Genomic DNA, 21,462 nt, shown 5'->3' with positions numbered 1-21,462 from the left:
GTTAGCTGTACTTCTTGAAGCCCATCGAACGGGCAATCTCCCGGAAGCACTGTCGACAGAGCCAGATGTCGTACTTGCCGACGAGGCCCTGTTCGCGGCCACAGCGCCGACACTCGTGTGTCTGGCCCGTTTCTTCTGCTTGTTCGCTCTCGCTCATTCGTTGACCTCCACGTCGAAGTTCGCTTCGAGGAACGCGACTGCGTCCTCGGGGTTGAGTCGGTGGTTCGACGGAATCTGGCGGCTGACCTGGTCGCGCTTCGCGACCCGGTAACCCGGGCGCACGAGGTTCACGGTCACGTCGAGGCCGTAGATACCGATGTCGGGGTCGTACTCCTGACTCGGGAAGTCGGTGTGCTCTTCGATGCCGAAGCTCACGTTCCCCGTGTCGTCGAACTGGCGCTCGGCCAGGTCGACGTTCGGGAGCGCCCGGTCGAGGAAGTCGTACGCGTCCTCGCCGCGGAGCGTGACCTTCGCGCCGATCGGGTCGCCCTCGCGGATACCGAACTCGGGCTCGGTGCGCTTGGCGGTGGTCCGGACCGTCTGCTGGCCCGTAATCTCCTCGAGGATGCCTTCGGCGTTCTGGAGGTCGACACCACCCTGGCCGACGCCCATGTGGGCGACGACCTTCTCGATGCGCGGCTCGCGCATCTCGTGGAAGTCGGCTTCAGTCTCGCTCATTCGCCATCACCCGGGAGGTCGGCGTCGTCCTCGACGAACTGCTCGTCGATGACGACGACGTACTGTTCGACCGTCTCGAAGCTCCCGTCGGCGGTCTCCACGTAGACGGTGTTGTCGGCGCTACCCGGCTGCACCGAAATCTCGTCGATGCGGCCGATGTCGCCGGCGTGCTGGCCCGCGACTGCGGTGACCAGCGCGCCCTCGCCGTACTCGAAGTGGGCGACGACGTCGCTGGACTCGTTGTCCACGACGATGGAGTCGTCCCCGCTGTAGACGTCCTCCTCGACGAGCAGGTTCGTGCCGTCGTGGAGGTTCAGCTGGGTTCGCCCGCCGGAGACGGTGGTCTTGTCCTCGACCTTGCTGAGCTTGCTGTCCGCCGCGTCCGCGTCGATGGGCGTCAGCCCGAGTCGGCCCCCTTCGTCGGGGAAGACCCGGTAGTGTTCGTCGCGCTCGGGGAACGCCAGGATGTCGAACATCCCGATGGGGCGGTTGACGTCGCCGACCGAGCCACCGTTGACGAGCACGCCGTCGGTGTTGATGGCGTACTGCGCTTCGCTGGTGTCGTCGACGTAGCCCAGGACGTCCCGAAGCACGACGACGAGCGGTACGCCCGACTCGCCGTGCGGACCAGCCCCAGCCTTCGCGGTGAACTTCGCCGTCTTCCGCTCGACCGGCCAGGATTTCGGTACCGAGAGTCGCTTCTGGTGGTTCGTCATTCGTTGTCACCTTCGAGCCGCGCGGCGCGCACGTCGTCTTCGAGGTCGAGTTCGGTGACGCGGAGGTTGCTGGCGTCGAGGGGCTTGGGCAGCTCCTCGCCGTCGGCCTTCTCCACGGTGACGTCCTCGACCCTGACGGTCTCGTCGCGCAGGTCGACGTCGACGACCTCTCCGGTCTCGCCGGCGTCGTCGCCGCGCATCACTTCGACGGTGTCGCCGACGTTGACGCGAACGCGTCGCTGGTCGTACTCCTCGCGGAGGTCGTCGGACAGCGTCGCGTGCACCTGCTTGTGTCGCTCGTGAAGCGGCGCGCGCTCCGTGCGGTTTCGCTGTTTGTGTGGTTGTTTGCTCATGTCTATACAATCATCGTGGCGGTACTCGCGATGGTACCGTACCGTTCCGCCACTTCGCGCGAAATCGGACCCTTGATTTCGGTCCCGCGAGGCTCACCGAGGTCGTCGATGATGACCGCGGCGTTGTCCTCGAACTTCACGCGCGTGCCGTCCGGCCGTCGGATGGGCTTGCGCTGGCGCACGATGACCGCTTCGAGGACCTGGCGACGCATCTCCGGCGTCCCCTTGGTCACCGAAACGGTGATGGTGTCGCCCAGCCCGGCCTTCGGGTGGCGGTTCTTGGTTCCTTGGTATCCCTTGACGCTCGTGATTTTGAGCTCGCGTGCGCCAGTGTTGTCGGCGCAGTTGATGAGCGAGCCCTTCTCCAGACCCTGCGTGACGTCTGCCTTGATGGCTTCCATCAGGCGTCACCTCCGTCGACCGTGGCTTCGTCGGAAGCCACGCATTCGACGACTACGTGGGATTTGGTCTTCGAGAGCGGTCGGGTTTCTGCGATACTGACCGTGTCGCCAACCTCAACGTCGAGGCAGTCCGGCTGGTGTGCCGGGACGCGCGACCGCCGCTTCATGTAGCGGTCGTACTTCGGCACGAATACGTCGTATTCGCGCTCGACGACGATGGTCTTGTCCATGTCGGTGGAAGCCACTTCACCCTCGATGACCTGGCCGCGCACGGAAAGATTTCCGTGGAACGGGCAGTCCTCGTGGGAGCACGTGCCTTCCGGTTCTGTTACGTTCAGTCCTATCGCCATTTCGAATCAACTCCGGTTTCGGAGCGTGTAGCGGGTCGTGAGAGCAACTCGACCCCATCCACCGTAACGTAGGCCGCGCCCTCGCCAGTGGTTTGGCTCTCGCCACCTGCAGGTTGAGACGCGGTCCCGGCGTCCTTCGCGGACGCCGCAGCTTCATCTGTGAGTCGGAACTCGAATTTCGCCCCCCGCTTGGGGACCTGTTTGACGCCCGAGTCGCTGTCCGAGGAGCGTGGCTCCTCGCTGTCGATGACGAGTGTCCGCATCGTCTCGCGGACGACCTCGCCCTCGATGCCGACCCGCGACGGGTCCGTCGACTCGACGACCCGCGCGTGCAGGCCGACGAGTTCGTGCCGTGGCAGTGTCTCGGGCGTCACTTGCATCTTATTCGCTCTCCGTTTCCGCTGCTGCTTCGAGGTCGCCTCGCTCGCGGCTTCCGCCGTTCGCGGATTCGGACGTTTGCACGTCCCCTTCCTCGCGCTGAATCGTCTTGATTCGCGCGACGGTACGACGGAGTTCGCCGATGCGGCCCGGGTTGTCCGGGGCACCGCCAGCGGCCTTGACGGCCTTGGCGTTCAGCAGCTCCGTCTCGATGTCTTCGAGCTCTGCTTCGCGTTCCGCGGGGGTCATGTCCCGAATCTCTTCGGTGTGGAGAATCGCCATTATTCCTCACCCTCCTCGGACTCTTCTTCGGACTCCATCTCTTCGAGGAGTTCTTCGGCGGTCTCCTCCGCGTCGGACTCCAGCTCGTCGAAGTCCTCGGTGTCGACGTCCTCGGCCTCGGCTTCCACGTCGGCGGCGAGTTCGTCGAGGTCCTCCTCGACGTCCGCGTCCGTGTCCGGCGGCGAGGTCTCGGAGGCGCCCTCCTCGACCTCGATGTCCTCTTCGACGATCTCCTCGACGGCGGCCTCGTCGGCCGCGTCGGTCTCGGCCGCGTCCGCGGGCACCTCGCCCTCGGGACCGCCGGCCTCGACTTCCTCGTCTTCGCCTTCGAGCAGCTCTTCGAGCTCCTCGCTGGCTTCCTCTTCCTCGACGATGAGGTCCTCGATGTCGGCGTCCTCGTGGATCTCGAAGTCGTCGGGGAGCTTCGCTTCCGGCGGGATGATTTTGACACTCACGCCGATGGTGCCGAGCTTCATCACGGCGACGCCTTTGCCGTGGTCGACGATTTCCTCGGCGGGCTCGCCGTTGTGCTTGATGTAGCCGCGGTTGAACTTCTCGACGCGGCCACGGTTGCCGGTGACCTTCCCGCTCAGGACGATTTCGGCGCCGAGTGCGCCGGCTTCCATGATGCGGTCGATGGTCGTGTGTCCGGCCTTCCGGAAGTACCAGCCGCGTTCGAGCGCGTTCGCGAGGCGGTCCGCGACGATCTGTGCGTTCAGGTCGGGTTCGTCGACCTCCTGCACGTCGATCTGCGGGTCCTCCAGGTCGAATCGCTCCTCGAGCTGGGTGGTGATCTTCCGGATGTTCTTCCCGCCCTTGCCGATGACCATCCCGGGCTTCTCGGCCTTGAGGACGATCTGCATGCCCATCGGGGTCGGGGCGAGTTCCATGCCGCCGTAGCCGGCGCGCGCCAGCTCTTCGGCGAAGAACTCGTCGATTTGGGAGCGCTGGAGGCCCTGCTCGATGAACTCCATCTCGTCGGCCATTACGCGCTCACCTCCTCAACGTCGGGTTCGACGACCACGAGTTCGACGTCACAGAGGGTCGTGTTCCACGGGTCCGCCTTCCCCATCGCGCGGGGCTTGCGGCCGCGGCTCTCGTCGACCTTGTGCGGGGCGACGTGTTCGATGACCATCTGGTCGGCGTCGAAGCCCTGCTGGTCGGCGTTGTTCGCCACGTTTTCGAGGAGCTTCAGGAAGTCCTTCGAGGCCTTCTCCGGGTACCGTCCGGCGTCCCAGCCTTCGATGTCGTTCCGGTGACCGACGCCGCTGTTGTGCTGCTTGAACGGCACGGACTGCTCCTCGTTGATGACGGCGTCGAGGTACTCGCGTGCCTCGGCGACCGTCTTGCCCTTGACTTCGCGGGCGATGGCTTTGCTGTGCTTCAGGCTGATGGGCCGCTCCCGGAGCATCGCTTTCGCGGTGGCGTCCGGGTCGGTGTCCACGCTGTAGCTGATTCCCATAGTTTACTTGAGCGGCACGAACTTCGAGGAGCGGGTCGCGCCGATGCCCGCCTGCCCGTGTTCGACCGAGTTTCGTGTGAGCTGGAACTCGCCGAGGTAGTGCCCGATCATCTCGGGCTGAATCTCGACGCGTTCGAACTCCTGTCCGGTGTACACCGCGAACGTCAGCCCGACGAACTCCGGCAGCACCGGCATGTCGCGCAGGTGCGTCCGGATGGGGTCGTTTGCCGTCTCCTCGGGCTCCGATTCGCGGGCTTCCTCGAGCACCTTCTGGTGGTCGTCGGACAGCCCACGGGTGATGGTTCGCCGCTGGCGTGCGGGGAGCAGTTCCGCGACTTCGTCCAGGCTCATCCCCTGGAGTTCGTCGAGGTCGTAGCCGCGGTAGGTGAACTCACCCTCGCGGCCGGTTCGGTATTCCGTACTCATGGTTACTTGTTGCCTCCGCGGCCAGTGCGCTTGGAGGCGATGTCGCCGACTTTCCGGCCCGGCGGCGCGTTACGCGAAACGCTCTTCGGTCGGCCGGGGTGCTGGCGGCCGCCGCCACCGAACGGGTGGTCGACGGCGTTCATCGCAACACCACGGACGATGGGCCACTTGCCGCCGCGGGTCTTCATCTTGTGGTGTTTGTTGCCTGCCTTCACGAACGGCTTGTCCGTGCGACCGCCACCGGCGACGACGCCGATGGTGGCGCGGCAGTCCGGCGAGAGCCGCTTGACTTCGCCGCTGGGCAGCTGCACGACCGCGGCGTCGCGCTCGTGCGTGACGAGGTCGGCGTTGACCCCGCTCGCGCGAGCGAACTTGCCGCCGTCGCCCGGCTGACTCTCGACGTTACAGATGGGCACGCCCTCGGGAATCTCCCCGAGCGGCAGCGTGTTGCCCTCCTCGATGGACGCCGAAATGCCGACTTCGAGGGTGTCGCCGACGGCGACGCCCTCGCTGGCGAGCACGAGGCGCTGGTCGCCGTCCTCGAACTCGACGTTCGCGACCGGCGCGCTGCGGGCGGGGTCGTGTTCGATGTCGACGACCTCGCCGGCCAGCACGTCGGTCTCCTCGGTCTTGCGGTGCGAGAGCTCTGCCTTGTACCGGTGGGACGGCGCGCGGAACGTCGAACTACCGCGGCCGCGTCGTTGGCCTTGAATTCTTCGTCCCATGTTCAGAACACCCCGATGCGGGAGGCGACGTCCTGTGCGTCGTCCTCGTCGGACAGCGTGACGGTCGCCTTCTTGTTGGCTTCCGGCGTGATCTGCGTGTTCACGTTCGTGACTGTCACGTCGTACTGCGCTTCGATGGCGTCGCGAATCTCGGGTTTGGCGGCGTCGATGTCGACGACGAACTGGAGCTTGTTCTGGAAGTCCATCTCGTCCATCGCCTTCTCGGTCACGATGGGGTAGTCGATGATGCCGCTCATCGGTCGGCCACCTCCTCGACGGCGCTCTCCGTCCAGACGGTTAGCCGGCCGGGCTCGGCACCCGGCGCGAGGTCCTCGGCGTTGACTTCGCGGCCCGTCGCGATGTCGACGCCCGCGAGGTTCCGTGCCGCCTTCGACGGCCCGGTCTCGCTGGAGGTCACGACCAAAAGCGACGAGGGCTCCTGGTACTTCCGGCCGCGGAGCGTCCCCTGGCCGGCGCGGACGTTGCGTCCGTCGTCGGCGCGCTCGACGTCCGCGTGGACGCCGACCGATTCCAGGAACTCCACGACGTCCTGGGTCTTCACGAGGTCCTCGAAGTCGTCGCTGACGACGAGCGGGAGTTCGGTGTCGGCGTCGAACGCGTGGCCGCGCTCGGCGACGGCGTCGGCGTCCGTGGTCGCCGCGATGGCGCTCCGGACGGCCGCCTTCCGCTCCTTGTCGTTGACGTCGAGACCCGGGTCTTTCTCGGCTTTCGGCGGGTGCGCTTTGCGACCGCCGACGGTCTGCGGGACGCGCGCGCCACGACCCTCCGTCTTCGGGATGTGAGCCATGCCGCGTCCGCTACCGTGGGACTCGGCGGAAGTGCGCAGGCCCGCGTACTCGTCGGAGCCGTGCTTCTGGGTTCGGTTGGCCTGAGCGGCGAGGACGGCACGCTTGACGAGGTCTGGTCGGACGGGTTCCGAGAACACGTCCGGCAGGTCGAGCGTCCCGGCGTCGTCGCCGTTCAGGTCGCGTACAGTTGCCTGCATAGTTATCCTTGGTTAGATTCGGTGCTCACGTAGCGCACCTCGGGGTCGAGGCGCGGCGACTCGCTCGGCCGGACGGCCGGGCGGAATCGCACGAGGCGCTGCTCCGGACCGGGCACCGAGCCCTTGACGAGCGTGTAGTTGCCGTCGACTTCGCCGTAGTTCGGGAAGCCGCCGGCCGCGCTCACGGCCTCGTCGTCGCCGTCACCGATGTCGATGACGCGCTTGTTGAGTTCGGTGCGCTGGTGGTAGCCTGTCTGCCCGAGCTGGGGGACCGTCGAGCGAACCCGGGAGGGGTTCCACGGTCCGAGGTTCCCGATGCGGCGCCGCCAGCCCTGACGGGCGTGCTTGCCTTTCCGCTTCTGCACGCCCCAGCGCTTGACGGGCCCCTGGGTCCCTTTGCCCTTCGTGACGCCGGCGACGTCGGTGAACTCGCCGGCACGGAAGACGTCGCCGAACTCGTGTGCGCCGCCGTCTTCGAGGAGGTCCGCAGCGAAATCGACGCGCTCCTGGAGGGAGCCGCCGCCGACGCGCGTCTCCATGATGTCGGGCTGTTTCTTCGGCATGCTCGAAAGCTCGCCGGGCACCGTGTGGGTAACCACACGGACGTCGGCGATGTCTTCGGCTTCGAGCGCTTCGGTCAATTCGTCTGTCTCTCCGTCCGTTTCCGGGACGGAGAGCGCGCGGTCGAGAGACTCGTGGGTGTCGTCGGCCCAGACTTCCGTTAGCGGCTTCTTGCCGTACGGCGTGTCCTCGTAGAGGCGGACGGCCGCCGCCCGCATGGGCGGCGTTTCGACGACGGTGACGGGCACGGTCGTCTCCATGCCCTCCGTCGGCGCGTTCGCCTTGTCGTCGACGAGGACGACGTGGGTCATGCCGGCTTTGTAGCCAGCGAAGCCCTGGAGGCCAACTTGGCCGTCGTCTTCGGGCCACGAGTTGAAGCGCGGTACTTCACTCTCCGCGCGCTTGCGGGGACTGAACCCCATCGAGCCTTTGCGTGGTCGGTTTGGCTGTGGCATCGTATCACTCCGTGAGCGTCAGACAGCCGAGGGAGGCGAACATCGCTTCTTCAGTTCGCACAACCTCGCTGCCTTGCGACGGGATGGTGTTGAGCCAGGCGTCGAATCGCGCGGGTGCGTCGGTAGATGGGTCGGCGACCGCCTCGCTGACCTCGTCTTCGGCGACTCGCGGGTCACTGCGTTCCCCGCTCGCTCGTTCGGAGCCGACTTCGTCCGGCTCCAGCCCAAGCATGGGCGGAAGCCCGCGCTTGGGTGCACCGAAGGCGACAGTCAGTCCGTCCCGGGCGGCGCGTTCGACGTACCCCTCCAGGGAGGCCGCGGCAAGCGGCGTCCCGTGGCGAGAGGTGGCGATGCGAACGCCCGCGTCGGGTCGGTCGAGAGCGTCACCGAGGCCCGTGCGTTCGACCGAGAACCCCGGGAGGGGTTCGTCGACCAGCTTCGCACGGACCGGTCGTCGCGAAGAGACCCTGATGGTCACGCGCTCTCCCTCCTCGACCTCCATACCGGGAGGCGTCTGGAGCGAGATTGGGTGTTGCATGCCGCAATTGACCCGAACGCGCCCTTCAGATCCGACCTGGGTCACGATTCCCTGTCGTAACGACCCAGACCCGCTCGAGTCTGAGCCGGTCCATGACGAGAGACGGAGCGGCGGCAGGACACCGGCGTACTCCAGTTCGTCGCGCGTGTCGAAGGCCTCCTTTCGGAGGTACGGTGGCGTTGCGGCGTACCGCAACACCGTTTCGACGAACCCGCCGCCCCAGTGCCGTTCGCCGTCTTCGTCGGGGAAGACGACGAGCCGGTCCATCCGGAACACCGCCGCCGCGCGGGCGACGTAACCGAGCTTGCGAGTTGCCTCGCGTTTGTCCTCGGCTTCCCGGACGATGGACGACGGCACGAGTACGCTGCGTGTCATGCCGTGTCGCGTCCGTGTCTCGTCACGAGACTGTAGCGTAGATACCGACCCCTCCTGTAAAAGGGTGGCGTTTCCCCTTCCACCCTGTGTGACCGTTTCACGCCCGTCTACCGCCCGAATCGTATGCGAGACGTTCTCACTCTCGGCCGCGTCGGCGACGTACTATATTTCACTACGCGCACGCGACCCGCGAACCCCACGCGGGCGGCAGCCTGTCGGTGCCTCTCACGGTCGGTCGCAAAGAACGGATTTATATGTGACCCCGCCGTTCGTTCGAATGCGAACGAAGGCACGCGCGCTGGTAGTGTAGTGGTATCACGTGACCTTGCCATGGTCACAACCTGGGTTCAAATCCCAGCCAGCGCACTTCAGCCGCTAACGCGGCTCTCCGCCCGGTTTTCGTCGTCGCTACAAACAACAAGCGACGACTATGAAAATCCCGATTCCACTCAATCCTTTCGACCGAGTAGGAACCGAAAATACGCGCGAGGAGGTCTGCACATGAACTTCGATGGAGAAGCCCAGAGTGAAGACTTCGACTTCCCTCTCGTCGCGCAGGAAACCATCGAGGTGCTCATGGTACTCTGCCCGCCCGCGCTTCCTCCTGTACGATGAAAAAGAATCGATAGGAAATTTACGAGAAAAGTGACTTTAGCGGTAATAACAGTACAGGTTCAACACCCATTACAACTCCCCCTACAATTGATGGTTATAGTAGGACTACTATTGCCAATAACACCGAGAATATAATTTTATAGGGGGAAATATTATACGTTTGTTTTCCTACCCTGTCGGTATGGCCCGTGATATGCCGAACGGTATGACAGAGGGACAGTGGGCAGACCACCACGCCAAGAACGAAGTTACTCATTCGTCGATGGGCGAAGATGCGATCGAGAGAACGTGCCCAATCTGTGGCGAAGTGAAGGAATTGCTGGAACATCACGTCAGCTATGCTGCACGGTTCGGCCTCTTTCCTGTTGAAATCGTGTTAGGGGTGTGTATGGGTTGCCACCACAAAATCCATAAGCAGGAGGGGTTCCGCGAGAAACTTAATCCGGTTGAACACCCGACAGAGGACTCGGTGACGAAGTACGAAGATTTTGTTGCCGGGTTACTAATCGACTGTGAAGACGCTAATCTACCCCCGGATAGACAACGTGAGCAAAAGTATCGACTCTACAGAGAAGAAGATGAGTGGAAAATCGAGACTGTCTGAATAGCTTCGATTCAACGCCGGCCGCTATTAGATTCGTTCAATAGCGTCAGATACCGGTGTGACAGTCGCTTTATCGCCGGAAACCGAACTCCGCTTCTTCGATAGATATGGCTGAACCTTCGTTCTAAATCACCAGCCGCCGGAGAATTCGCACTCCAGCCCGACCTTCTCCGGCAGTTCAGAGACGTACCGCTTCTTGTCCTCCGCACTCAGGTTCGTGAGCAGATAGTAGCCACCTGACACCCGCTGTTGGGCCCTCATATCCGACCCATTCGGATGCTCGGGCTTGTCGTTGAGGAGCGCACGACTCCCTTGGCCAGTGCCCGGGAGGTATGGAATCGCGATCTCGTCCAGTAGTTCCTCTTCCCCAATTAGATAGTTGACGAGCGCAGCCATCGCTTCGGACTGTACATCCGCGACGACTCGATGAACCTCTCCGCCGTTCCGAGTGAGCCGAACTACGTACTCTTCGTCTCCGGACTCCTCACTACCACCAGCCGGCTTACGAGTTACTTCTGTCCGATGTGCTTGTTCCTCCAACGTCGCAATCAGGTCGTCGACGAAACTCTTCGCCTCGTCCTCGACTTGCTGTGACACCGCATTCCCGGCAACGCCCGACACTACTCCCGTCACATCCTCCGCGAGTTCTTCCTTGTTCCCTCGAAGCGATTTGACTGCGTTCTGTACTGCCTCGATTTTCTCCGCAATCTGTCGGGATTCACCGGAGTCGATGGACTCACGTGAGAGGGCTTTGAGAGGGTGTTCGTTGTCCGGAACCTCCTCGATGACGAACTCCGAGAGCGAAATCAGGTTGACTCTGTTGCTCGAAACGTGATGGCGGAATATCTTGAACTCCCGTCCGTTCGAGAGAAGTCCCCAATCGACCCCGACCTGCCGCATGTAGCTCTTGAGTTGCTCCTCGTGACTCTGTCCGAGCGGCGTATCGCATCCTTTCGCCTCAACGAATACGACTGGAGTTCCGTCCATTTTGAGCGCGTAATCCACCCGCTTCGTCGTTGCCCCCATCTGTACAGAATACTCCAGTTCGACAGCCGAGGAGAGAATGTCCCATCCGAGAAGGTCGATTAGCGGCTCGATGAGTTTCCGCTTGGTGTTCTCCTCGTCCATCTGCGGCGAGTCCTCGATGAGACCCGAGGAGCGTTCCGCATACTCCGATAACTCCTCCCGAAGCGTCATTTCGTGCATCTCATTCTGGCAACCGGATAAAGATACTGAGAATTAGAACCGTCCGAAGTCGTCTTCGAGAGTGATGGAGCCGACGGTCGCAGTCGTACTCCTCGCTGTCGACCTTACACTCGTCTCCGCCTATCCCTGCACTTCGGTGACGTGGTCTTCGACGTCTGCGCGGGAGAGTTCGCGGTCGTGTTTCCGTTCGGCGTGGTCCTGGACGTGGTGGACGAGCTCGTCGATGTCGCCCGATTCGAGGAAGAAGTCGCAGTCGTGACCGGTGTCTCGGCAGCTGAACTGGTGTACCATGCGTGGGTCGTCGGCCGTGGCCGGAAAGAAGATTGTGGCAGATTACCGTCTGTCGCGGACGGTGGCGGCGACCGCGAACGCGACGGCGACGAGCGCAACGGCGAACGTGATGGAGTCGGTGGTACCGTCCCCGAACCGCCAGCCGAAGACGACGTAGCCGACGATGCCGAGGACGCACGCGAGCGCGGCGACGAGCGGGAAGCGGCTGTCACGACCGGGCATACGCGGCCCTACTCGCGGTAGCCACTTCAACGCTGGTTCCGCGTCGCCGGTGCTCCGCGGCGAACGTATCAAAGACTGGACTGTAATTCAGATCACGGAATCCGCGCTCCGGGAACGGTGGAAGTGCCAGTTCCCGGGTCAGTGGGCCGTTTCCCCGAGGCAGTTCGGGATTGATAACCACAGTCTCGGTGGTTATATGTCTGATTAGGATAACAGTCGGCTGTCCCCTATGAGCCGCCTGTCGAAGGCCGCGGTCGTCCGCCGGTACTACCTCTACCGGGCGACCGCGCGGCCGAACTTCCACTACCCCGTCTACACGCTGTTCCTCCTGTTCAACGGGCTCTCGCTCCCCCAAATCGGGCTCATCGCGACCGTCCAGTCCGTGGTGGTCGTCGCCGGCGAGATTCCCACCGGCTACGTCGGCGATCGCATCGGCCGGCGGAACAGCCTCGCCGTCGGTGGGTTCCTGATGCTCGTCTCGAACGCCAGCTACCTCGTGGCGACCGACTTCGTCGGGTTCACGTTCACGTTCGTGATGTTGTCGTTCGGCGGGACGTTCCTCTCCGGCAGCGGGAGCGCGTGGCTCTACGACACGCTCAAAGAGCACGACGTCGAAGACAAGTACACGCACGTCTCCGGGCGCTCGCGCGCGCTCTCGCGCTGGGTGCAGGTCCTCACCATCCCCGTCGGCGGCGTGCTCTACTCTATCGACCGGTTCTACCCGTTCTACGCGGGCGTCGCTGCCGCGGCGCTCAGCCTCGTCTTCGTGCTCCGCCTCCCGAAGAACCGGATGTACGACGACGGCGTCGACGAGGACGAACTGGACGACGACGAGGACGAGGAACTCACCATCGTGGACGCGCTCCCGGTCATCCGCGACCAGTTGCGCGCGCCCGACCTCCGGTGGTTCGTCGTCTACCTCGCGCTGTTCGCGGGGGCCATCCTCACGATGGACATGTGGATTCAGCCCATCGCTCAGGAGTCGTTGCGTGCGTCGTTCGGCCCGACGCTGGAGTCGTGGGGGCTTACCGAGGGCGTCATCCTCGGGCTGCTGTACTCGGCGTTCACGCTCGTCTCCGCGGTCGTCAGCGACTACGCCAGCGACGTCGAGGAACTCCTGGGCGTCCGCAAGGCGATGATGCTGATTCCCGCGTTTATCGCTGTCTCCTACGTGTTCGCCGGAATGTGGGCGGTACTCGCGTTCCCGATGTTCTTCGTTATGAAGGGCGGCGGCGCGCTGATGGGCCCCATCCAGAACCGCTACATCAACGACCAGGTGCAGTCCGTCGGCCGCGCCACGCTGCTGTCGTCGGTGAACATGCTCCGGCAGGTCGCGGGCATCCCGTTCCGCGTCGGCAGCGGCATCCTCGCGGGGATGTTCACGACTATCACGTCCGTCGCCATCCTCGGCGCCATCTTCCTCGTCGCGTCGTTCGTCCTCTGGTTGGTCGTCCCGCCCGTGAGCGCGGAGTACGAATCGCCCGACACCGCCGGAAACGCGGCGGCCGACGCCGCCGAGGACTGATCGCGTCGCTGCCGCTAAGTACCAGCCCGACGCAGTACCGGCCGTGACAGTCATCGCACTCCTCAGCGTCGCACCGGTCACCGAACAGAGCATGGCGAGCGACGTCGCCGACGCCGTCGCCGCGCTCGACGACTTCGACGTCACCTACGAGACGAACCCGATGGGGACGGTCATCGAAGCCGAAGACGTCGACACGCTCCTGGACGCGGTCGGCGCAGCCCACAAGGCCGTCGAGGGCGACCGCGTGAGCACGTTCCTGAAAATCGACGACAAGCGCACGAGCGACCAGACCGCCCGCGAGAAGGTCGACGCCGTCGAGCGCGAACTCGGCCACGAGGCGCGGTCGGACCGCTGACCGCGCGTGGACTGAGAAACCTCTTGTGTCGGGGCGACGAATCCGGCGGCATGGACAGTCTCAACCGGATGGCGCTGGAGCTCGCCGACGAAGCCCTCGAATTCACCGAGGAGTTGGACATCGGCGCGTTCGAGTTGGACAACGGCGCGACGGTCATCGACTTCGGCGTCGAGCACCGCGGGGGCCTCGAAGCCGGCCTGCTGCTGGCGGAACTCCAGACCGCGGGCTTGGCGACCGTGCAGACGCGCGTCGACGACGTCGCGGACGCGACGTTCCCGCACGTCGAACTCGCCTGCGACCGCCCCGCCGTCGCCCTGCTGGGCGCGCAGAAGGCGGGCTGGGAGCTCACCGTCGACGACTACGAAGGGCTCGGCAGCGGGCCCGCCCGCGCGCTGGTCGCCCGCGAGGGCGAGTACGAGGCCATCGACTACGTCGACGCCTTCGAGTTCGCAGTGCTCGCGCTGGAGGGCGACGCGTTCCCCACCGAGTCTGCTGCCGAGCAGGTCGCGGAACTCGCGGACGTGAACGCGGAGAGCGTCTACCTGCCTGCGTACCGCACTGCGAGCGTCGCCGGCAGCGTCACCGCCGCGTCGCGCGCCGCCGAACTCGCGCTGTTCCGGCTGTTCGAACTCGGCTACGACCCGACGAACGTCCTCACCGCCTCCGGCAGCGCGCCCGTCGCGCCCGTCGCGGGCGACGAGGAAGCCGCCATCGGCCGCACGAACGACGCGCTCGCGTACGGCGGCCGCGTCCACCTCACCGTCACCGAGGACTTCGACGAGTTCGAGGCGGTGCCATCCTCCGCCGCGGACCGCTACGGAAAGCCGTTCGCGGACATCTTCGCGGACGCCGACTGGGACGCCAGCGCCGTCGACGAGGGCGTCTTCGGCCCCGCGCAGGTCACCATCGACGTCACGGGCGGCCCGACGTACGCGCTCGGCGACGTCCACGAGGACCTGCTCGCCGAGGGCTTCGACGTCGCGTAACTCGCTCGTTGCAGCCGTAGCCGCCGGAGGGCGTCGTTTTATCTTGTGCGCGACTAACGTTGCGTGCATGAATGCCCTGTCGGGTCAGTCGGTCGCCGTAATCGGCGCGGGCTTCGGCGGCCTCTCGACGGCTTGTTACCTCGCGGACGCGGGCGCGGACGTCACCGTCGTCGAGAAGAACGAACAGGTCGGCGGGCGTGCGAGCGCGCTCGAACGGGACGGCTTCACCTTCGACGTGGGGCCGTCGTGGTACCTGATGCCCGACGTCTTCGAGCGGTTTTTCGCGGATTTCGACAGGGACCCCTCGGATTACTACTCGCTGGAACGCCTCGACCCCCACTACCGCATCTTCTTCAAGGACAACGCCGGCCGTCGCCCGGGCCGGGATGCACCCGGGCTCGACGTGAACGCGGACGGCGACGTCGTCGACGTGACGCCCGACCGCGAGCAAGTCAAGGAGGTGTTCGACGCCTACGAGCCCGGCGCGGGCGAGCGGCTCGACGACTACCTCGCGCAAGCGAGGGAGAACTACGAGGTGGGAATGGAGCACTTCGTCTACGAGGACCGCCCCCGAATCCGGGATTGGCTCGACCCCGACCTCGCGGAGCACGCCCGCGGCCTCACCCTACTCGGGTCGATGCAGGACCACGTCGAGAACTACTTCGACCACCCGAAGCTCCAGCAGATACTGCAGTACACGCTGGTGTTCCTCGGCGGCGCGCCGAACACGACGCCAGCGTTGTACAACCTGATGAGTCACGTGGACTTCAACCTCGGCGTCTACTACCCCGAGGGCGGCATGTCCGGGGTCGCGGACGGCGTCGCCGAACTCGCCGAGGAGTTGGGTGTAGAGTTCCGCACGGACCACCCCGTCACGAAGATTCACGGCTACCGCGGCGGCTTCAAGGTCGAGACCAGCGGCGAGACGGACGTGCTCGCGGACGTCGTGGTCTCGGACGCCGACTACGCCCACACCGAGCAGGAACTCCTCCCGCCGGAGAAACGCCAGTACGACGCCGACTACTGGGAGTCTCGGACGTACGCGCCGTCGGCCTTCCTCCTCTACCTCGGCGTGGAGGGCGACGTCGACCCGCTCGCCCACCACACGCTCGTGCTCCCCTCCGACTGGGAGGAGCACTTCGGCCAGATTTTCGACGACCCCGCGTGGCCCGACGACCCCGCGTACTACCTCTGCGTCCCCTCGAAGACCGACGACGCGGTCGCACCCGACGGCCACAGCAACCTGTTCGCGCTCGTCCCCGTCGCGCCCGGCCTCGACGACACCCCGGAGGTCCGCGACGAGTACCGCGACCTCGTGCTCGACGACGTCGCACAGAACACGGGCGTAGACCTCCGGGACCGCATCGTCGTCGAGGAGCGCTTCTCCGTCTCCGAGTTCGCCGACCGCTACAACAGTTACCAGGGCACCGCGCTCGGCCTCGCGCACACGCTCCGCCAGACGTCGCTGCTCCGGCCACCCCACCGCTCGACGGCCCTCGACGGCCTCTACTTCACGGGTGCGTTCACCACGCCCGGCATCGGCGTGCCGATGTGCCTCATCAGCGGCGAAATCACCGCCGACTACGTCCTCGAAGACGCGTAATGCTGCGTTACCTCCTCGTCCTCTCCCGGCCGCGGTTCTGGTTCTACCTCGCCGGCCCCGTCGTCGTCGGCATCGCGTACGCCGCCGAGACCGTCCCCGACCTGTTCTCGCTGCCGGCGGTCGCGCTGTTCGCGTACTTCCTCGTCCCCGCGAACGTCTTCCTCTACGGCGTCAACGACGCCTTCGACCGCGACGTCGACGAACTGAACCCGAAAAAGGACGAGAAGGAAGCGCGATTCAGGGGAGGTCGCGCCGTCTCGGCGATCGTCGTCGCCTCGGGACTGCTGCTCGTCCCGGTCGCAGCCGTCCTGCCGGCGGGCGCGTCCCCGTGGCTCGTCGCGTGGGCGCTCCTCTCCGTGGAGTACAGCGCGCCGCCGCTGCGCTTCAAGACGACGCCGCTGCTGGATTCCCTCTCGAACGGCCTCTACGTGCTCCCCGGCGCTGCCGCGTACGCCGCCGTCGCGGGCTACCAGCCCCCGCTGCTCGCAGTCGCTGGCGGCTGGCTGTGGGCGATGGGGATGCACACGTTCTCCGCGATTCCGGACATCGAGCCCGACCGCGAAGCCAACATTACGACTACCGCCACGGCACTCGGTGAGCGCCGCACGTACGCCTACTGCGCGGCGTGCTGGCTCGTGTCCGCCGCCGTCTTCGCCGCCGTGGATTGGCGGCTCGGCGCGGTCCTGTTCGCGTATCCCGTCCTCGTCGCCGGCATCGTCGCCGCCGATGTCGCGGTCGACCGCGCGTACTGGTGGTTCCCAATCGTGAACACGGTCGTCGGCGCCGCGCTCACCCTCGGCGCGCTCTGGAGGCTCACCCGTGTCTGAGGCCTCCGCGCGCGCTCTCGTCGAGCGCCGCCTCGACGAACTCGTCGCCGGCCACCGCTTCGAAATCGCCGTCGTGTTCCCCGTCGTCGGGGCCGCCCTCCTGCTCGCCTCGGCGTGGGGGTGGCTCCCCGAGCAGCTGGCGTTCAACCCCTACCTCGTGCTCGCGGGCGTCGCCGTGATGCGCCTCCCCCTGATTGCGGGCCTGCTCCCGCTCGTCGACCGCAAGGCCGCAGTCGCGGTGCTCGCGCTCGTCGCGTACGCTTTCGCCATCGAGTTCGTCGGCGTCGCCATCGGCTGGCCGTACGGGCACTTCGAGTACCTAATCGACCTCGGACCGATGCTCGCCGGCAGCGTCCCGCTCGGCCTCCCGGTGTTCTTCCTGCCGCTGGTCGTCAACAGCTACCTCCTCGTGCTGTTGCTGTTCGGACGCCACACCCGCCGCGCGGTCGTCCGCCTGCCCGCAGTCGCGGCGGTCGTCGTCTGGATGGACGTCGTCCTCGACCCCGGCGCGGTCGCGCTCGGCTTCTGGGCGTACGACGCCGCCGGCGCGTACTACGGCGTCCCGCTGTCGAACTACCTCGGCTGGGTGCTCTCCGCGACCGTCTCCGTCGCCGTCCTCGACTGGGGGTTCGACCGCGCCGCGCTCCGCGACCGCCTCACGCAGTGCCCGTTCTTCCTCGACGACCTCGTGAGCTTCGTGCTGCTGTGGGGCGCGGTGAACCTCGCGTTCGGCCAACTCGTCCCCGCGCTGGCGGCGGGGCTGCTCGGCGTTGCACTCGTCGAGACCGACCGCTTCGACTTCAGCGTGCTCCGGCGGAACCCCGCGCGGTAACTACGGCGCGGGGTGGGGGTCGCCGTGACCGCGCCGGTGGTCGCTCGACGACGCGATACAACTCACGCGGTAGAACACGTACTCGGGGTCCTCGTAGAACGCCCACAGCGCCCGCGTCTTCGCCAGCAGCCAGAGCTTCCGCGTCGTCGAGAGGCTCGGCGTCTCCGTGAGCACGTCGTAGTTCCGGCGCCGAATCTCGCGGTGGTGGTCGGCGTACAGCACCGCCGACAGCAACACCGCGAATTGGCAGTCCTCGGGCAGGTACTTGATGCCCGCGACGCCCTCCCGGTACTTCGTCTCCGTGCGCGCCAACTCCGCGCGCATCGCGTCTCGGAAGCCCGCCGTCACCTCGCCGCGGCGCAACTGCTCGACGGTGACGCCGTGCTCGCGCCGCGTCTCCCCGGGGAGGTAGACGCGGTCGTAGTCGTCGACGTCCTCGCGGACGTCCCGCAGGAAGTTGCTCAACTGGAACGCCTCCGCGAGCGCCGCCGCGTGCGGAGTCGCCGCCTCCGGGTCCTCGACCTCCATGATGGCGACCATCATGTTCCCGACAGCGACTGCGGAACCTCGCATGTACGCCGCCAGGTCCTCGTGGGTGTCGTAGCGCGTCTGTTCGAGGTCCGTCAGCATCGCGTCCACGAACGTGTCCACGTCCTCGTCGGGGACGTCGTAGCGCTCGGCGAGTTCGGCGAACGCCGCCAACACGTCCGCCGTCTCCGCGTCGGGGAACTCCGAGTTGGCGTCCTCGCCGAGCGCCGCCGCCCGAATCGCCTCTAGCTCCGTGCGCTGGGTGGCCGGGTCGCGGTCCGCGGTCGTGTCCACGACGTCGTCGGCGACGCGGAAGAATGCGTACAGGACGTACGTCGCGTGACGCACGCGCTCGGGGAGGAGACGCGTCGCCAGGTGGAACGTCTTGCCCGTCCGCTGCTGTATCGCCTTGCTCGTCGATATCTGGGTGCTGTCGACCATTTGTTGGGGGCCAGATGCGGCACTCCGGCGCGTGCAGCTCCCGGCTGTGCTATCCCTATGTTAGGTGTGAACAATCAAAAAACACGGTGTCGGCAGCGACCCCCGCCGGCTCTCAGCGCGACGTCGCCGAACTCAAGGCCGTCCACGCCCCAGCCACCGGTATGCAGCGCAAACCCGTCCCGCCCGCGCCGGCGTCGCTGGCCCGCGTCCGCGAGGTCCGCGACGCGGTGCCGCTGGTTCCCGAGTCCGAGGACGACTGCTGTCGGCGGCTCGTCGAACGCGCGGACGTCCACGACCGCGGGGAGGCGTCCGCGTGGCTCGTCTTCCTGACTGCGCTCGGTGCCGTCGAGGAGACGGACCTCGGATACGCGCAGTCGCGCGACGACCCCGACCACGAAGAACTCGCCGACAACTTCCCCGAGAACGTCTTCCTTGCGCCTGAAATCCTCGACGCGCTCGGCGACGCCCCCCAGCCAGCGGACGCAGTCTTCGAGGCCGTCCGCGAGCGCGTGCCGCGCTGGGAGCGCACGAAACGACAGGACTGGGAGGGCTTCTGGACCGAACGCGTCGAGCGCCGCCTCGACTGGGCCGTCCTGCTGGGCCTCGCCGAGCGCGCTGATGGAGAATACCGCGCGGACTGATTACTCGGTGAACTCGCGGCTGCGTGCGTAGAACGCGACCTGCCCGGCGAGCACGCCCAGCGCCGCGACGGCGGCGGCCGCTACCGGGCCGTCGTAGCCGTTCGAGAGTGCGAGGGACGCCGCGGCGAGGCCGACGACGAGCGTCGACCCGGCGGCGACCGTGCCGTCCACGACCTGCTCGGTGCTGGACGTCGCGGCGTCGTAGGCGTCGAGGTCGAGGCGCGCGCTCGTCCGGACCAGCGACGGCGTCCCCGCCGCCAGCCCGACCGCGAGCGCGTACGGCGTCGCCACGTACAGCGACAGGCCGCCGGTGACGGTGGCGGCTGCGACGACGCCGACGAGAAATTCGAGGGTGCGGCGGCTGACCATACACGCGCTTCGAAACCCGGCACCGAGAACGTTCCGTTAGTCGGAGACACTGGTCACCGTGCCGACACCCTTGCTCGCGCCCTCGCGGAAGACGAACCGCTGGCCCTCCTCGACGAGGTACGGCCGGAACTTGAACCGGACGCTCGTCTCGCCCGTGTCGCCCGGGAGCAACTGGCCGTTCGTGGGCTCGAAGCGCGCGGCCTCCCCGATGGTTTCGAGGTGGACGACGGGCTCGTAGCCCGCGTCGATTCGCGTGGGGTGGTTCAACACCATCACCTCGGCCTCGAACTCCTTGACCGGGCTGGGCTTGGCGTCCGCCGGCAGCAGGACCATCCCGCGCTCGACGGCCGCCTCACTGACGCCCTTCAGGGCGATGCCGACGATGCGGCCGGCCTGTGCCTGGTCCACGCGGTGGTAGTGCATCTCGATGGACCGCACCTCCACCTCGCGGAAGTCGCCGTTCGGGAACGGCCCCAGCAGGAGTTCGTCGCCCGCCTCCACGGTGCCGGACTTCACGGTGCCGGAGGCGACCGCGCCGACGCCCGTCACCTCGTACGAGCGGTCGATGTACATCCGGAACGGCCCGCTCACGGCCGTCGTCTTCGGGAGCCGCCCGAAGCACTCGTCGAGGACGTCCAGGCCCTCCATCGTCACCGCGCTCGTGCGCACGATGGGGACGACGTTGTCCCCGATTTCGTCGATGGCGGCGTCGACGCCGTGGCGCTCCACGGGGAGGGGCGTGCGGCCCGCGTTCCGGAGCAGGCGCTCGACCTCGCGTTCGACCTCCGCGACGCGGTCGTCGTCCACGAGGTCGGTCTTCGTGACGGCGACGATGGTCGGCAAGTCGGTCGCCAGCAGCACGCCGATGTGTTCGCGGGTCGTGTCGGTCGGCCCGTCGTCGGCGGCGACGGTCAACAGCCCGTAGTCGAGCTTCTGCCCGACCAAGCCCCGAATCGTGGTCGAGAGCCACGGCTCGTGGCCGACGGTGTCCACGAACGACACCACGCGGTCGGCGTTCTCCACGACGGCCGCGCGCTCGTCCTTTCGGTGGGGGTTGCGCACGCGCATCGGCCCGTCCTCGTCGAAGCCGTAGACGCCGTAGGAGAGGTCCGCTGACAGCCCGCGCTCGACCTCGTGGGGCTGCACGTCGAGGAAGCCGCGCGTGTCGCCGTCGCCGTCGTCGGGGTCGCCGGTGACGAGGCTGCCGACGAGCGTGGACTTCCCGTGGTCGACGTGGCCCGCCGTCCCGACGATGATGTGGTCGTCGTCGGGTGCCAGCGACGCGCCGTCCCGGACGACTGCGACGCCGACGATGCCTTCCTCGGCGTCGCCGTCGTCGTCGCGAACGCTGTCGACGCTCCACGTCTGGACGTCCGCAATATGCGCGCCGGCCTCCTCGGCGAGCAGGCTCAGCACGTCCATCGTCTCGGAGAACGTCTCCGGGGGCACCCCCGCGAGGCCGCCGTCGTCGGTGACGCCGAGGACGTACTCTGCCTCGCCGTCGCCGGAGAGCACGCGGTGCCGGAGCTGCGCGGCGAGACTCTCCATGCGGCCGTCGGCGAGGTGCACGTCGCGGCTGAACCGTTCCTTGAACTCGACGCTGCCGCCCTCCTGTTCGCCGCGGTCGAGCGCGCGAACCAGGCGGGCACGGTCACGGCCCATGCCAGCGGGTTGGGGAGAAGCGAATAAAAGCCTTCCCCGGGTAGCGGTC

29 protein-coding genes, 1 tRNA gene and 1 pseudogene are annotated in these 21,462 nt (G+C 66.3%); 9 read left to right on the top strand and 22 right to left on the bottom strand.

Going from position 1 to position 21,462, the window contains the following annotated elements; genetic code table 11:
* Nucleotide 1 precedes the first annotated feature (1 nt).
* The 16 genes and pseudogenes from LT974_RS11915 to LT974_RS11840 form a co-directional block, all read right to left on the bottom strand.
* Nucleotides 2-157, bottom strand: a complete 156-nt coding sequence (locus LT974_RS11915; protein WP_230889557.1) for a 30S ribosomal protein S14 — start codon at nucleotides 155-157, stop codon at nucleotides 2-4.
* A complete protein-coding gene (locus LT974_RS11910) occupies nucleotides 154-678 on the bottom strand; it encodes a 50S ribosomal protein L5 (protein ID WP_232587866.1) in 525 nt (174 codons plus the stop codon). The genes LT974_RS11915 and LT974_RS11910 overlap by 4 nt, the downstream gene beginning before the upstream one ends.
* Nucleotides 675-1,394 (bottom strand): 30S ribosomal protein S4e, encoded by a 720-nt coding sequence (locus LT974_RS11905; RefSeq protein ID WP_232587865.1) that lies wholly within the window; start codon nucleotides 1,392-1,394, stop codon nucleotides 675-677. Before LT974_RS11905 ends, LT974_RS11910 begins: the two co-directional genes overlap by 4 nt.
* Nucleotides 1,391-1,747 carry a 50S ribosomal protein L24 gene (gene rplX / locus LT974_RS11900; RefSeq protein WP_232587864.1) on the bottom strand — a complete coding sequence of 119 codons (357 nt, stop codon included), beginning with the start codon at nucleotides 1,745-1,747 and terminating at the stop codon, nucleotides 1,391-1,393. The genes LT974_RS11905 and rplX overlap by 4 nt, the downstream gene beginning before the upstream one ends.
* 2 nt (nucleotides 1,748-1,749) lie before the next feature.
* Nucleotides 1,750-2,148 (bottom strand): 50S ribosomal protein L14, encoded by a 399-nt coding sequence (locus tag LT974_RS11895; protein WP_230889553.1) that lies wholly within the window; start codon nucleotides 2,146-2,148, stop codon nucleotides 1,750-1,752.
* A complete protein-coding gene (locus LT974_RS11890; RefSeq protein ID WP_232587863.1) occupies nucleotides 2,148-2,498 on the bottom strand; it encodes a 30S ribosomal protein S17 in 351 nt (116 codons plus the stop codon). The genes LT974_RS11895 and LT974_RS11890 overlap by 1 nt, the downstream gene beginning before the upstream one ends.
* Nucleotides 2,489-2,878: a ribonuclease P protein component 1 gene (locus LT974_RS11885; RefSeq protein ID WP_232587862.1), complete on the bottom strand. Its 390-nt coding sequence runs from the start codon at nucleotides 2,876-2,878 to the stop codon at nucleotides 2,489-2,491. Before LT974_RS11885 ends, LT974_RS11890 begins: the two co-directional genes overlap by 10 nt.
* 67 nt (nucleotides 2,879-2,945) lie before the next feature.
* Nucleotides 2,946-3,158, bottom strand: a pseudogene (gene rpmC / locus LT974_RS11880) (50S ribosomal protein L29); the annotation flags it as partial.
* Nucleotides 3,158-4,144 (bottom strand): 30S ribosomal protein S3, encoded by a 987-nt coding sequence (locus LT974_RS11875; protein ID WP_232587861.1) that lies wholly within the window; start codon nucleotides 4,142-4,144, stop codon nucleotides 3,158-3,160. The pseudogene rpmC and the gene LT974_RS11875, both read right to left, overlap by 1 nt.
* Nucleotides 4,144-4,620: a 50S ribosomal protein L22 gene (locus LT974_RS11870; RefSeq protein WP_232587860.1), complete on the bottom strand. Its 477-nt coding sequence runs from the start codon at nucleotides 4,618-4,620 to the stop codon at nucleotides 4,144-4,146. The genes LT974_RS11875 and LT974_RS11870 overlap by 1 nt, the downstream gene beginning before the upstream one ends.
* 3 nt (nucleotides 4,621-4,623) lie before the next feature.
* The gene (locus LT974_RS11865) at nucleotides 4,624-5,046 is read right to left on the bottom strand and encodes a 30S ribosomal protein S19 (RefSeq protein ID WP_232587859.1); all 423 of its coding nucleotides are present in this window, start codon (nucleotides 5,044-5,046) and stop codon (nucleotides 4,624-4,626) included.
* A 2-nt stretch (nucleotides 5,047-5,048) separates the two neighbouring features.
* Nucleotides 5,049-5,771: a 50S ribosomal protein L2 gene (locus LT974_RS11860; protein ID WP_232587858.1), complete on the bottom strand. Its 723-nt coding sequence runs from the start codon at nucleotides 5,769-5,771 to the stop codon at nucleotides 5,049-5,051.
* 2 nt (nucleotides 5,772-5,773) lie between these two features.
* On the bottom strand, nucleotides 5,774-6,028 hold the full coding sequence (locus LT974_RS11855; protein WP_232587857.1) for a 50S ribosomal protein L23: 255 nt from the start codon (nucleotides 6,026-6,028) through the stop codon (nucleotides 5,774-5,776).
* Nucleotides 6,025-6,777, bottom strand: coding sequence for a 50S ribosomal protein L4 (rpl4p, locus tag LT974_RS11850; protein ID WP_232587856.1), 753 nt, complete (start codon nucleotides 6,775-6,777; stop codon nucleotides 6,025-6,027). The genes LT974_RS11855 and rpl4p overlap by 4 nt, the downstream gene beginning before the upstream one ends.
* Before the next feature lie 2 nt (nucleotides 6,778-6,779).
* Nucleotides 6,780-7,793 carry a 50S ribosomal protein L3 gene (locus LT974_RS11845; protein ID WP_232587855.1) on the bottom strand — a complete coding sequence of 338 codons (1,014 nt, stop codon included), beginning with the start codon at nucleotides 7,791-7,793 and terminating at the stop codon, nucleotides 6,780-6,782.
* 4 nt (nucleotides 7,794-7,797) lie between these two features.
* On the bottom strand, nucleotides 7,798-8,706 hold the full coding sequence (locus LT974_RS11840; RefSeq protein ID WP_232587854.1) for a putative RNA uridine N3 methyltransferase: 909 nt from the start codon (nucleotides 8,704-8,706) through the stop codon (nucleotides 7,798-7,800).
* A gap of 295 nt (nucleotides 8,707-9,001) precedes the next feature.
* Between LT974_RS11840 and LT974_RS11835 the strand changes: the two genes are divergently transcribed.
* Both LT974_RS11835 and LT974_RS11830 read left to right on the top strand, forming a co-directional pair.
* Nucleotides 9,002-9,072: transfer RNA gene (locus tag LT974_RS11835), tRNA-Gly, on the top strand.
* A 430-nt stretch (nucleotides 9,073-9,502) separates the two neighbouring features.
* Nucleotides 9,503-9,925 carry a hypothetical protein gene (locus LT974_RS11830; RefSeq protein ID WP_232587853.1) on the top strand — a complete coding sequence of 141 codons (423 nt, stop codon included), beginning with the start codon at nucleotides 9,503-9,505 and terminating at the stop codon, nucleotides 9,923-9,925.
* Nucleotides 9,926-10,054: 129 nt separating this feature from the next.
* On the opposite strand, the gene LT974_RS11825 is transcribed toward LT974_RS11830, so the two are convergent.
* The 3 genes from LT974_RS11825 to LT974_RS11815 all read right to left on the bottom strand — a co-directional run bounded on the left by LT974_RS11825 (nucleotide 10,055) and on the right by LT974_RS11815 (nucleotide 11,644).
* Entirely contained in the window at nucleotides 10,055-11,122 is a 1,068-nt protein-coding gene (locus LT974_RS11825) for a type I restriction enzyme HsdR N-terminal domain-containing protein (RefSeq protein WP_232587852.1), read from the bottom strand.
* A 129-nt stretch (nucleotides 11,123-11,251) separates the two neighbouring features.
* Nucleotides 11,252-11,422 carry a DUF1059 domain-containing protein gene (locus LT974_RS11820; RefSeq protein WP_232587851.1) on the bottom strand — a complete coding sequence of 57 codons (171 nt, stop codon included), beginning with the start codon at nucleotides 11,420-11,422 and terminating at the stop codon, nucleotides 11,252-11,254.
* A 42-nt stretch (nucleotides 11,423-11,464) separates the two neighbouring features.
* A complete protein-coding gene (locus LT974_RS11815; protein WP_232587850.1) occupies nucleotides 11,465-11,644 on the bottom strand; it encodes a hypothetical protein in 180 nt (59 codons plus the stop codon).
* A gap of 229 nt (nucleotides 11,645-11,873) precedes the next feature.
* Here LT974_RS11815 and LT974_RS11810 point away from each other — a divergent pair, with 229 nt between their 5' ends.
* The 6 genes from LT974_RS11810 (at nucleotide 11,874) to cruF (ending at nucleotide 17,772) form a co-directional block, all read left to right on the top strand.
* On the top strand, nucleotides 11,874-13,169 hold the full coding sequence (locus LT974_RS11810; protein WP_232587849.1) for an MFS transporter: 1,296 nt from the start codon (nucleotides 11,874-11,876) through the stop codon (nucleotides 13,167-13,169).
* Between the two features lie 43 nt (nucleotides 13,170-13,212).
* Nucleotides 13,213-13,524, top strand: a complete 312-nt coding sequence (locus LT974_RS11805) for an MTH1187 family thiamine-binding protein (RefSeq protein ID WP_232587848.1) — start codon at nucleotides 13,213-13,215, stop codon at nucleotides 13,522-13,524.
* A 50-nt stretch (nucleotides 13,525-13,574) separates the two neighbouring features.
* On the top strand, nucleotides 13,575-14,510 hold the full coding sequence (gene mch, locus LT974_RS11800) for a methenyltetrahydromethanopterin cyclohydrolase (RefSeq protein WP_232587847.1): 936 nt from the start codon (nucleotides 13,575-13,577) through the stop codon (nucleotides 14,508-14,510).
* 67 nt (nucleotides 14,511-14,577) lie between these two features.
* The gene (locus LT974_RS11795; protein WP_232587846.1) at nucleotides 14,578-16,113 is read left to right on the top strand and encodes a phytoene desaturase family protein; all 1,536 of its coding nucleotides are present in this window, start codon (nucleotides 14,578-14,580) and stop codon (nucleotides 16,111-16,113) included.
* A complete protein-coding gene (locus LT974_RS11790) occupies nucleotides 16,113-16,940 on the top strand; it encodes a prenyltransferase (RefSeq protein ID WP_232587845.1) in 828 nt (275 codons plus the stop codon). The genes LT974_RS11795 and LT974_RS11790 overlap by 1 nt, the downstream gene beginning before the upstream one ends.
* Nucleotides 16,933-17,772 carry a bisanhydrobacterioruberin hydratase gene (cruF, locus tag LT974_RS11785; protein WP_232587844.1) on the top strand — a complete coding sequence of 280 codons (840 nt, stop codon included), beginning with the start codon at nucleotides 16,933-16,935 and terminating at the stop codon, nucleotides 17,770-17,772. Before LT974_RS11790 ends, cruF begins: the two co-directional genes overlap by 8 nt.
* Here the strand turns inward: cruF and LT974_RS11780 are convergent, their stop codons facing one another.
* Entirely contained in the window at nucleotides 17,773-18,741 is a 969-nt protein-coding gene (locus tag LT974_RS11780) for a phytoene/squalene synthase family protein (protein ID WP_232587843.1), read from the bottom strand.
* Between the two features lie 86 nt (nucleotides 18,742-18,827).
* Between LT974_RS11780 and LT974_RS11775 the strand changes: the two genes are divergently transcribed.
* Nucleotides 18,828-19,382, top strand: a complete 555-nt coding sequence (locus LT974_RS11775; RefSeq protein WP_232587842.1) for a hypothetical protein — start codon at nucleotides 18,828-18,830, stop codon at nucleotides 19,380-19,382.
* Here LT974_RS11775 and LT974_RS11770 read toward each other — a convergent pair whose 3' ends face one another.
* Both LT974_RS11770 and LT974_RS11765 read right to left on the bottom strand, forming a co-directional pair.
* Nucleotides 19,383-19,751, bottom strand: coding sequence for a hypothetical protein (locus LT974_RS11770; RefSeq protein WP_232587841.1), 369 nt, complete (start codon nucleotides 19,749-19,751; stop codon nucleotides 19,383-19,385).
* 36 nt (nucleotides 19,752-19,787) lie between these two features.
* The gene (locus LT974_RS11765) at nucleotides 19,788-21,413 is read right to left on the bottom strand and encodes a GTPBP1 family GTP-binding protein (protein WP_232587840.1); all 1,626 of its coding nucleotides are present in this window, start codon (nucleotides 21,411-21,413) and stop codon (nucleotides 19,788-19,790) included.
* Nucleotides 21,414-21,462 lie beyond the last annotated feature (49 nt).

It is taken from the genome of Halobacterium noricense (assembly GCF_021233435.1).
Taxonomy (GTDB): domain Archaea; phylum Halobacteriota; class Halobacteria; order Halobacteriales; family Halobacteriaceae; genus Halobacterium; species Halobacterium noricense.
The sequence above is the reverse complement of the archived record's forward strand: the minus strand, read 5'-3'. Positions and strand labels throughout refer to the sequence as shown.

Excerpts from the sequence above, each read along its gene's own strand:
- rpl4p (WP_232587856.1), bottom strand. The coding sequence starts at position 6,777 with ATGCAGGCAACTGTACGCGACCTGAACGGCGACGACGCCGGGACGCTC.
- LT974_RS11860 (WP_232587858.1), bottom strand. The coding sequence starts at position 5,771 with ATGGGACGAAGAATTCAAGGCCAACGACGCGGCCGCGGTAGTTCGACG.
- LT974_RS11890 (WP_232587863.1), bottom strand. The coding sequence starts at position 2,498 with ATGGCGATAGGACTGAACGTAACAGAACCGGAAGGCACGTGCTCCCAC.
- LT974_RS11770 (WP_232587841.1), bottom strand. The coding sequence starts at position 19,751 with ATGGTCAGCCGCCGCACCCTCGAATTTCTCGTCGGCGTCGTCGCAGCC.
- LT974_RS11815 (WP_232587850.1), bottom strand. The coding sequence starts at position 11,644 with ATGCCCGGTCGTGACAGCCGCTTCCCGCTCGTCGCCGCGCTCGCGTGC.
- LT974_RS11845 (WP_232587855.1), bottom strand. The coding sequence starts at position 7,793 with ATGCCACAGCCAAACCGACCACGCAAAGGCTCGATGGGGTTCAGTCCC.
- LT974_RS11825 (WP_232587852.1), bottom strand. The coding sequence starts at position 11,122 with ATGACGCTTCGGGAGGAGTTATCGGAGTATGCGGAACGCTCCTCGGGT.
- LT974_RS11865 (WP_232587859.1), bottom strand. The coding sequence starts at position 5,046 with ATGAGTACGGAATACCGAACCGGCCGCGAGGGTGAGTTCACCTACCGC.
- LT974_RS11790 (WP_232587845.1), top strand. The coding sequence starts at position 16,113 with ATGCTGCGTTACCTCCTCGTCCTCTCCCGGCCGCGGTTCTGGTTCTAC.
- LT974_RS11840 (WP_232587854.1), bottom strand. The coding sequence starts at position 8,706 with ATGACACGCAGCGTACTCGTGCCGTCGTCCATCGTCCGGGAAGCCGAG.
- LT974_RS11915 (WP_230889557.1), bottom strand. The coding sequence starts at position 157 with ATGAGCGAGAGCGAACAAGCAGAAGAAACGGGCCAGACACACGAGTGT.
- LT974_RS11795 (WP_232587846.1), top strand. The coding sequence starts at position 14,578 with ATGAATGCCCTGTCGGGTCAGTCGGTCGCCGTAATCGGCGCGGGCTTC.
- LT974_RS11765 (WP_232587840.1), bottom strand. The coding sequence starts at position 21,413 with ATGGGCCGTGACCGTGCCCGCCTGGTTCGCGCGCTCGACCGCGGCGAA.
- LT974_RS11870 (WP_232587860.1), bottom strand. The coding sequence starts at position 4,620 with ATGGGAATCAGCTACAGCGTGGACACCGACCCGGACGCCACCGCGAAA.
- LT974_RS11810 (WP_232587849.1), top strand. The coding sequence starts at position 11,874 with ATGAGCCGCCTGTCGAAGGCCGCGGTCGTCCGCCGGTACTACCTCTAC.
- LT974_RS11855 (WP_232587857.1), bottom strand. The coding sequence starts at position 6,028 with ATGAGCGGCATCATCGACTACCCCATCGTGACCGAGAAGGCGATGGAC.
- LT974_RS11885 (WP_232587862.1), bottom strand. The coding sequence starts at position 2,878 with ATGCAAGTGACGCCCGAGACACTGCCACGGCACGAACTCGTCGGCCTG.
- LT974_RS11820 (WP_232587851.1), bottom strand. The coding sequence starts at position 11,422 with ATGGTACACCAGTTCAGCTGCCGAGACACCGGTCACGACTGCGACTTC.
- mch (WP_232587847.1), top strand. The coding sequence starts at position 13,575 with ATGGACAGTCTCAACCGGATGGCGCTGGAGCTCGCCGACGAAGCCCTC.
- rplX (WP_232587864.1), bottom strand. The coding sequence starts at position 1,747 with ATGAGCAAACAACCACACAAACAGCGAAACCGCACGGAGCGCGCGCCG.
- LT974_RS11905 (WP_232587865.1), bottom strand. The coding sequence starts at position 1,394 with ATGACGAACCACCAGAAGCGACTCTCGGTACCGAAATCCTGGCCGGTC.
- LT974_RS11910 (WP_232587866.1), bottom strand. The coding sequence starts at position 678 with ATGAGCGAGACTGAAGCCGACTTCCACGAGATGCGCGAGCCGCGCATC.
- LT974_RS11830 (WP_232587853.1), top strand. The coding sequence starts at position 9,503 with ATGGCCCGTGATATGCCGAACGGTATGACAGAGGGACAGTGGGCAGAC.
- LT974_RS11895 (WP_230889553.1), bottom strand. The coding sequence starts at position 2,148 with ATGGAAGCCATCAAGGCAGACGTCACGCAGGGTCTGGAGAAGGGCTCG.
- LT974_RS11780 (WP_232587843.1), bottom strand. The coding sequence starts at position 18,741 with ATGGTCGACAGCACCCAGATATCGACGAGCAAGGCGATACAGCAGCGG.
- LT974_RS11875 (WP_232587861.1), bottom strand. The coding sequence starts at position 4,144 with ATGGCCGACGAGATGGAGTTCATCGAGCAGGGCCTCCAGCGCTCCCAA.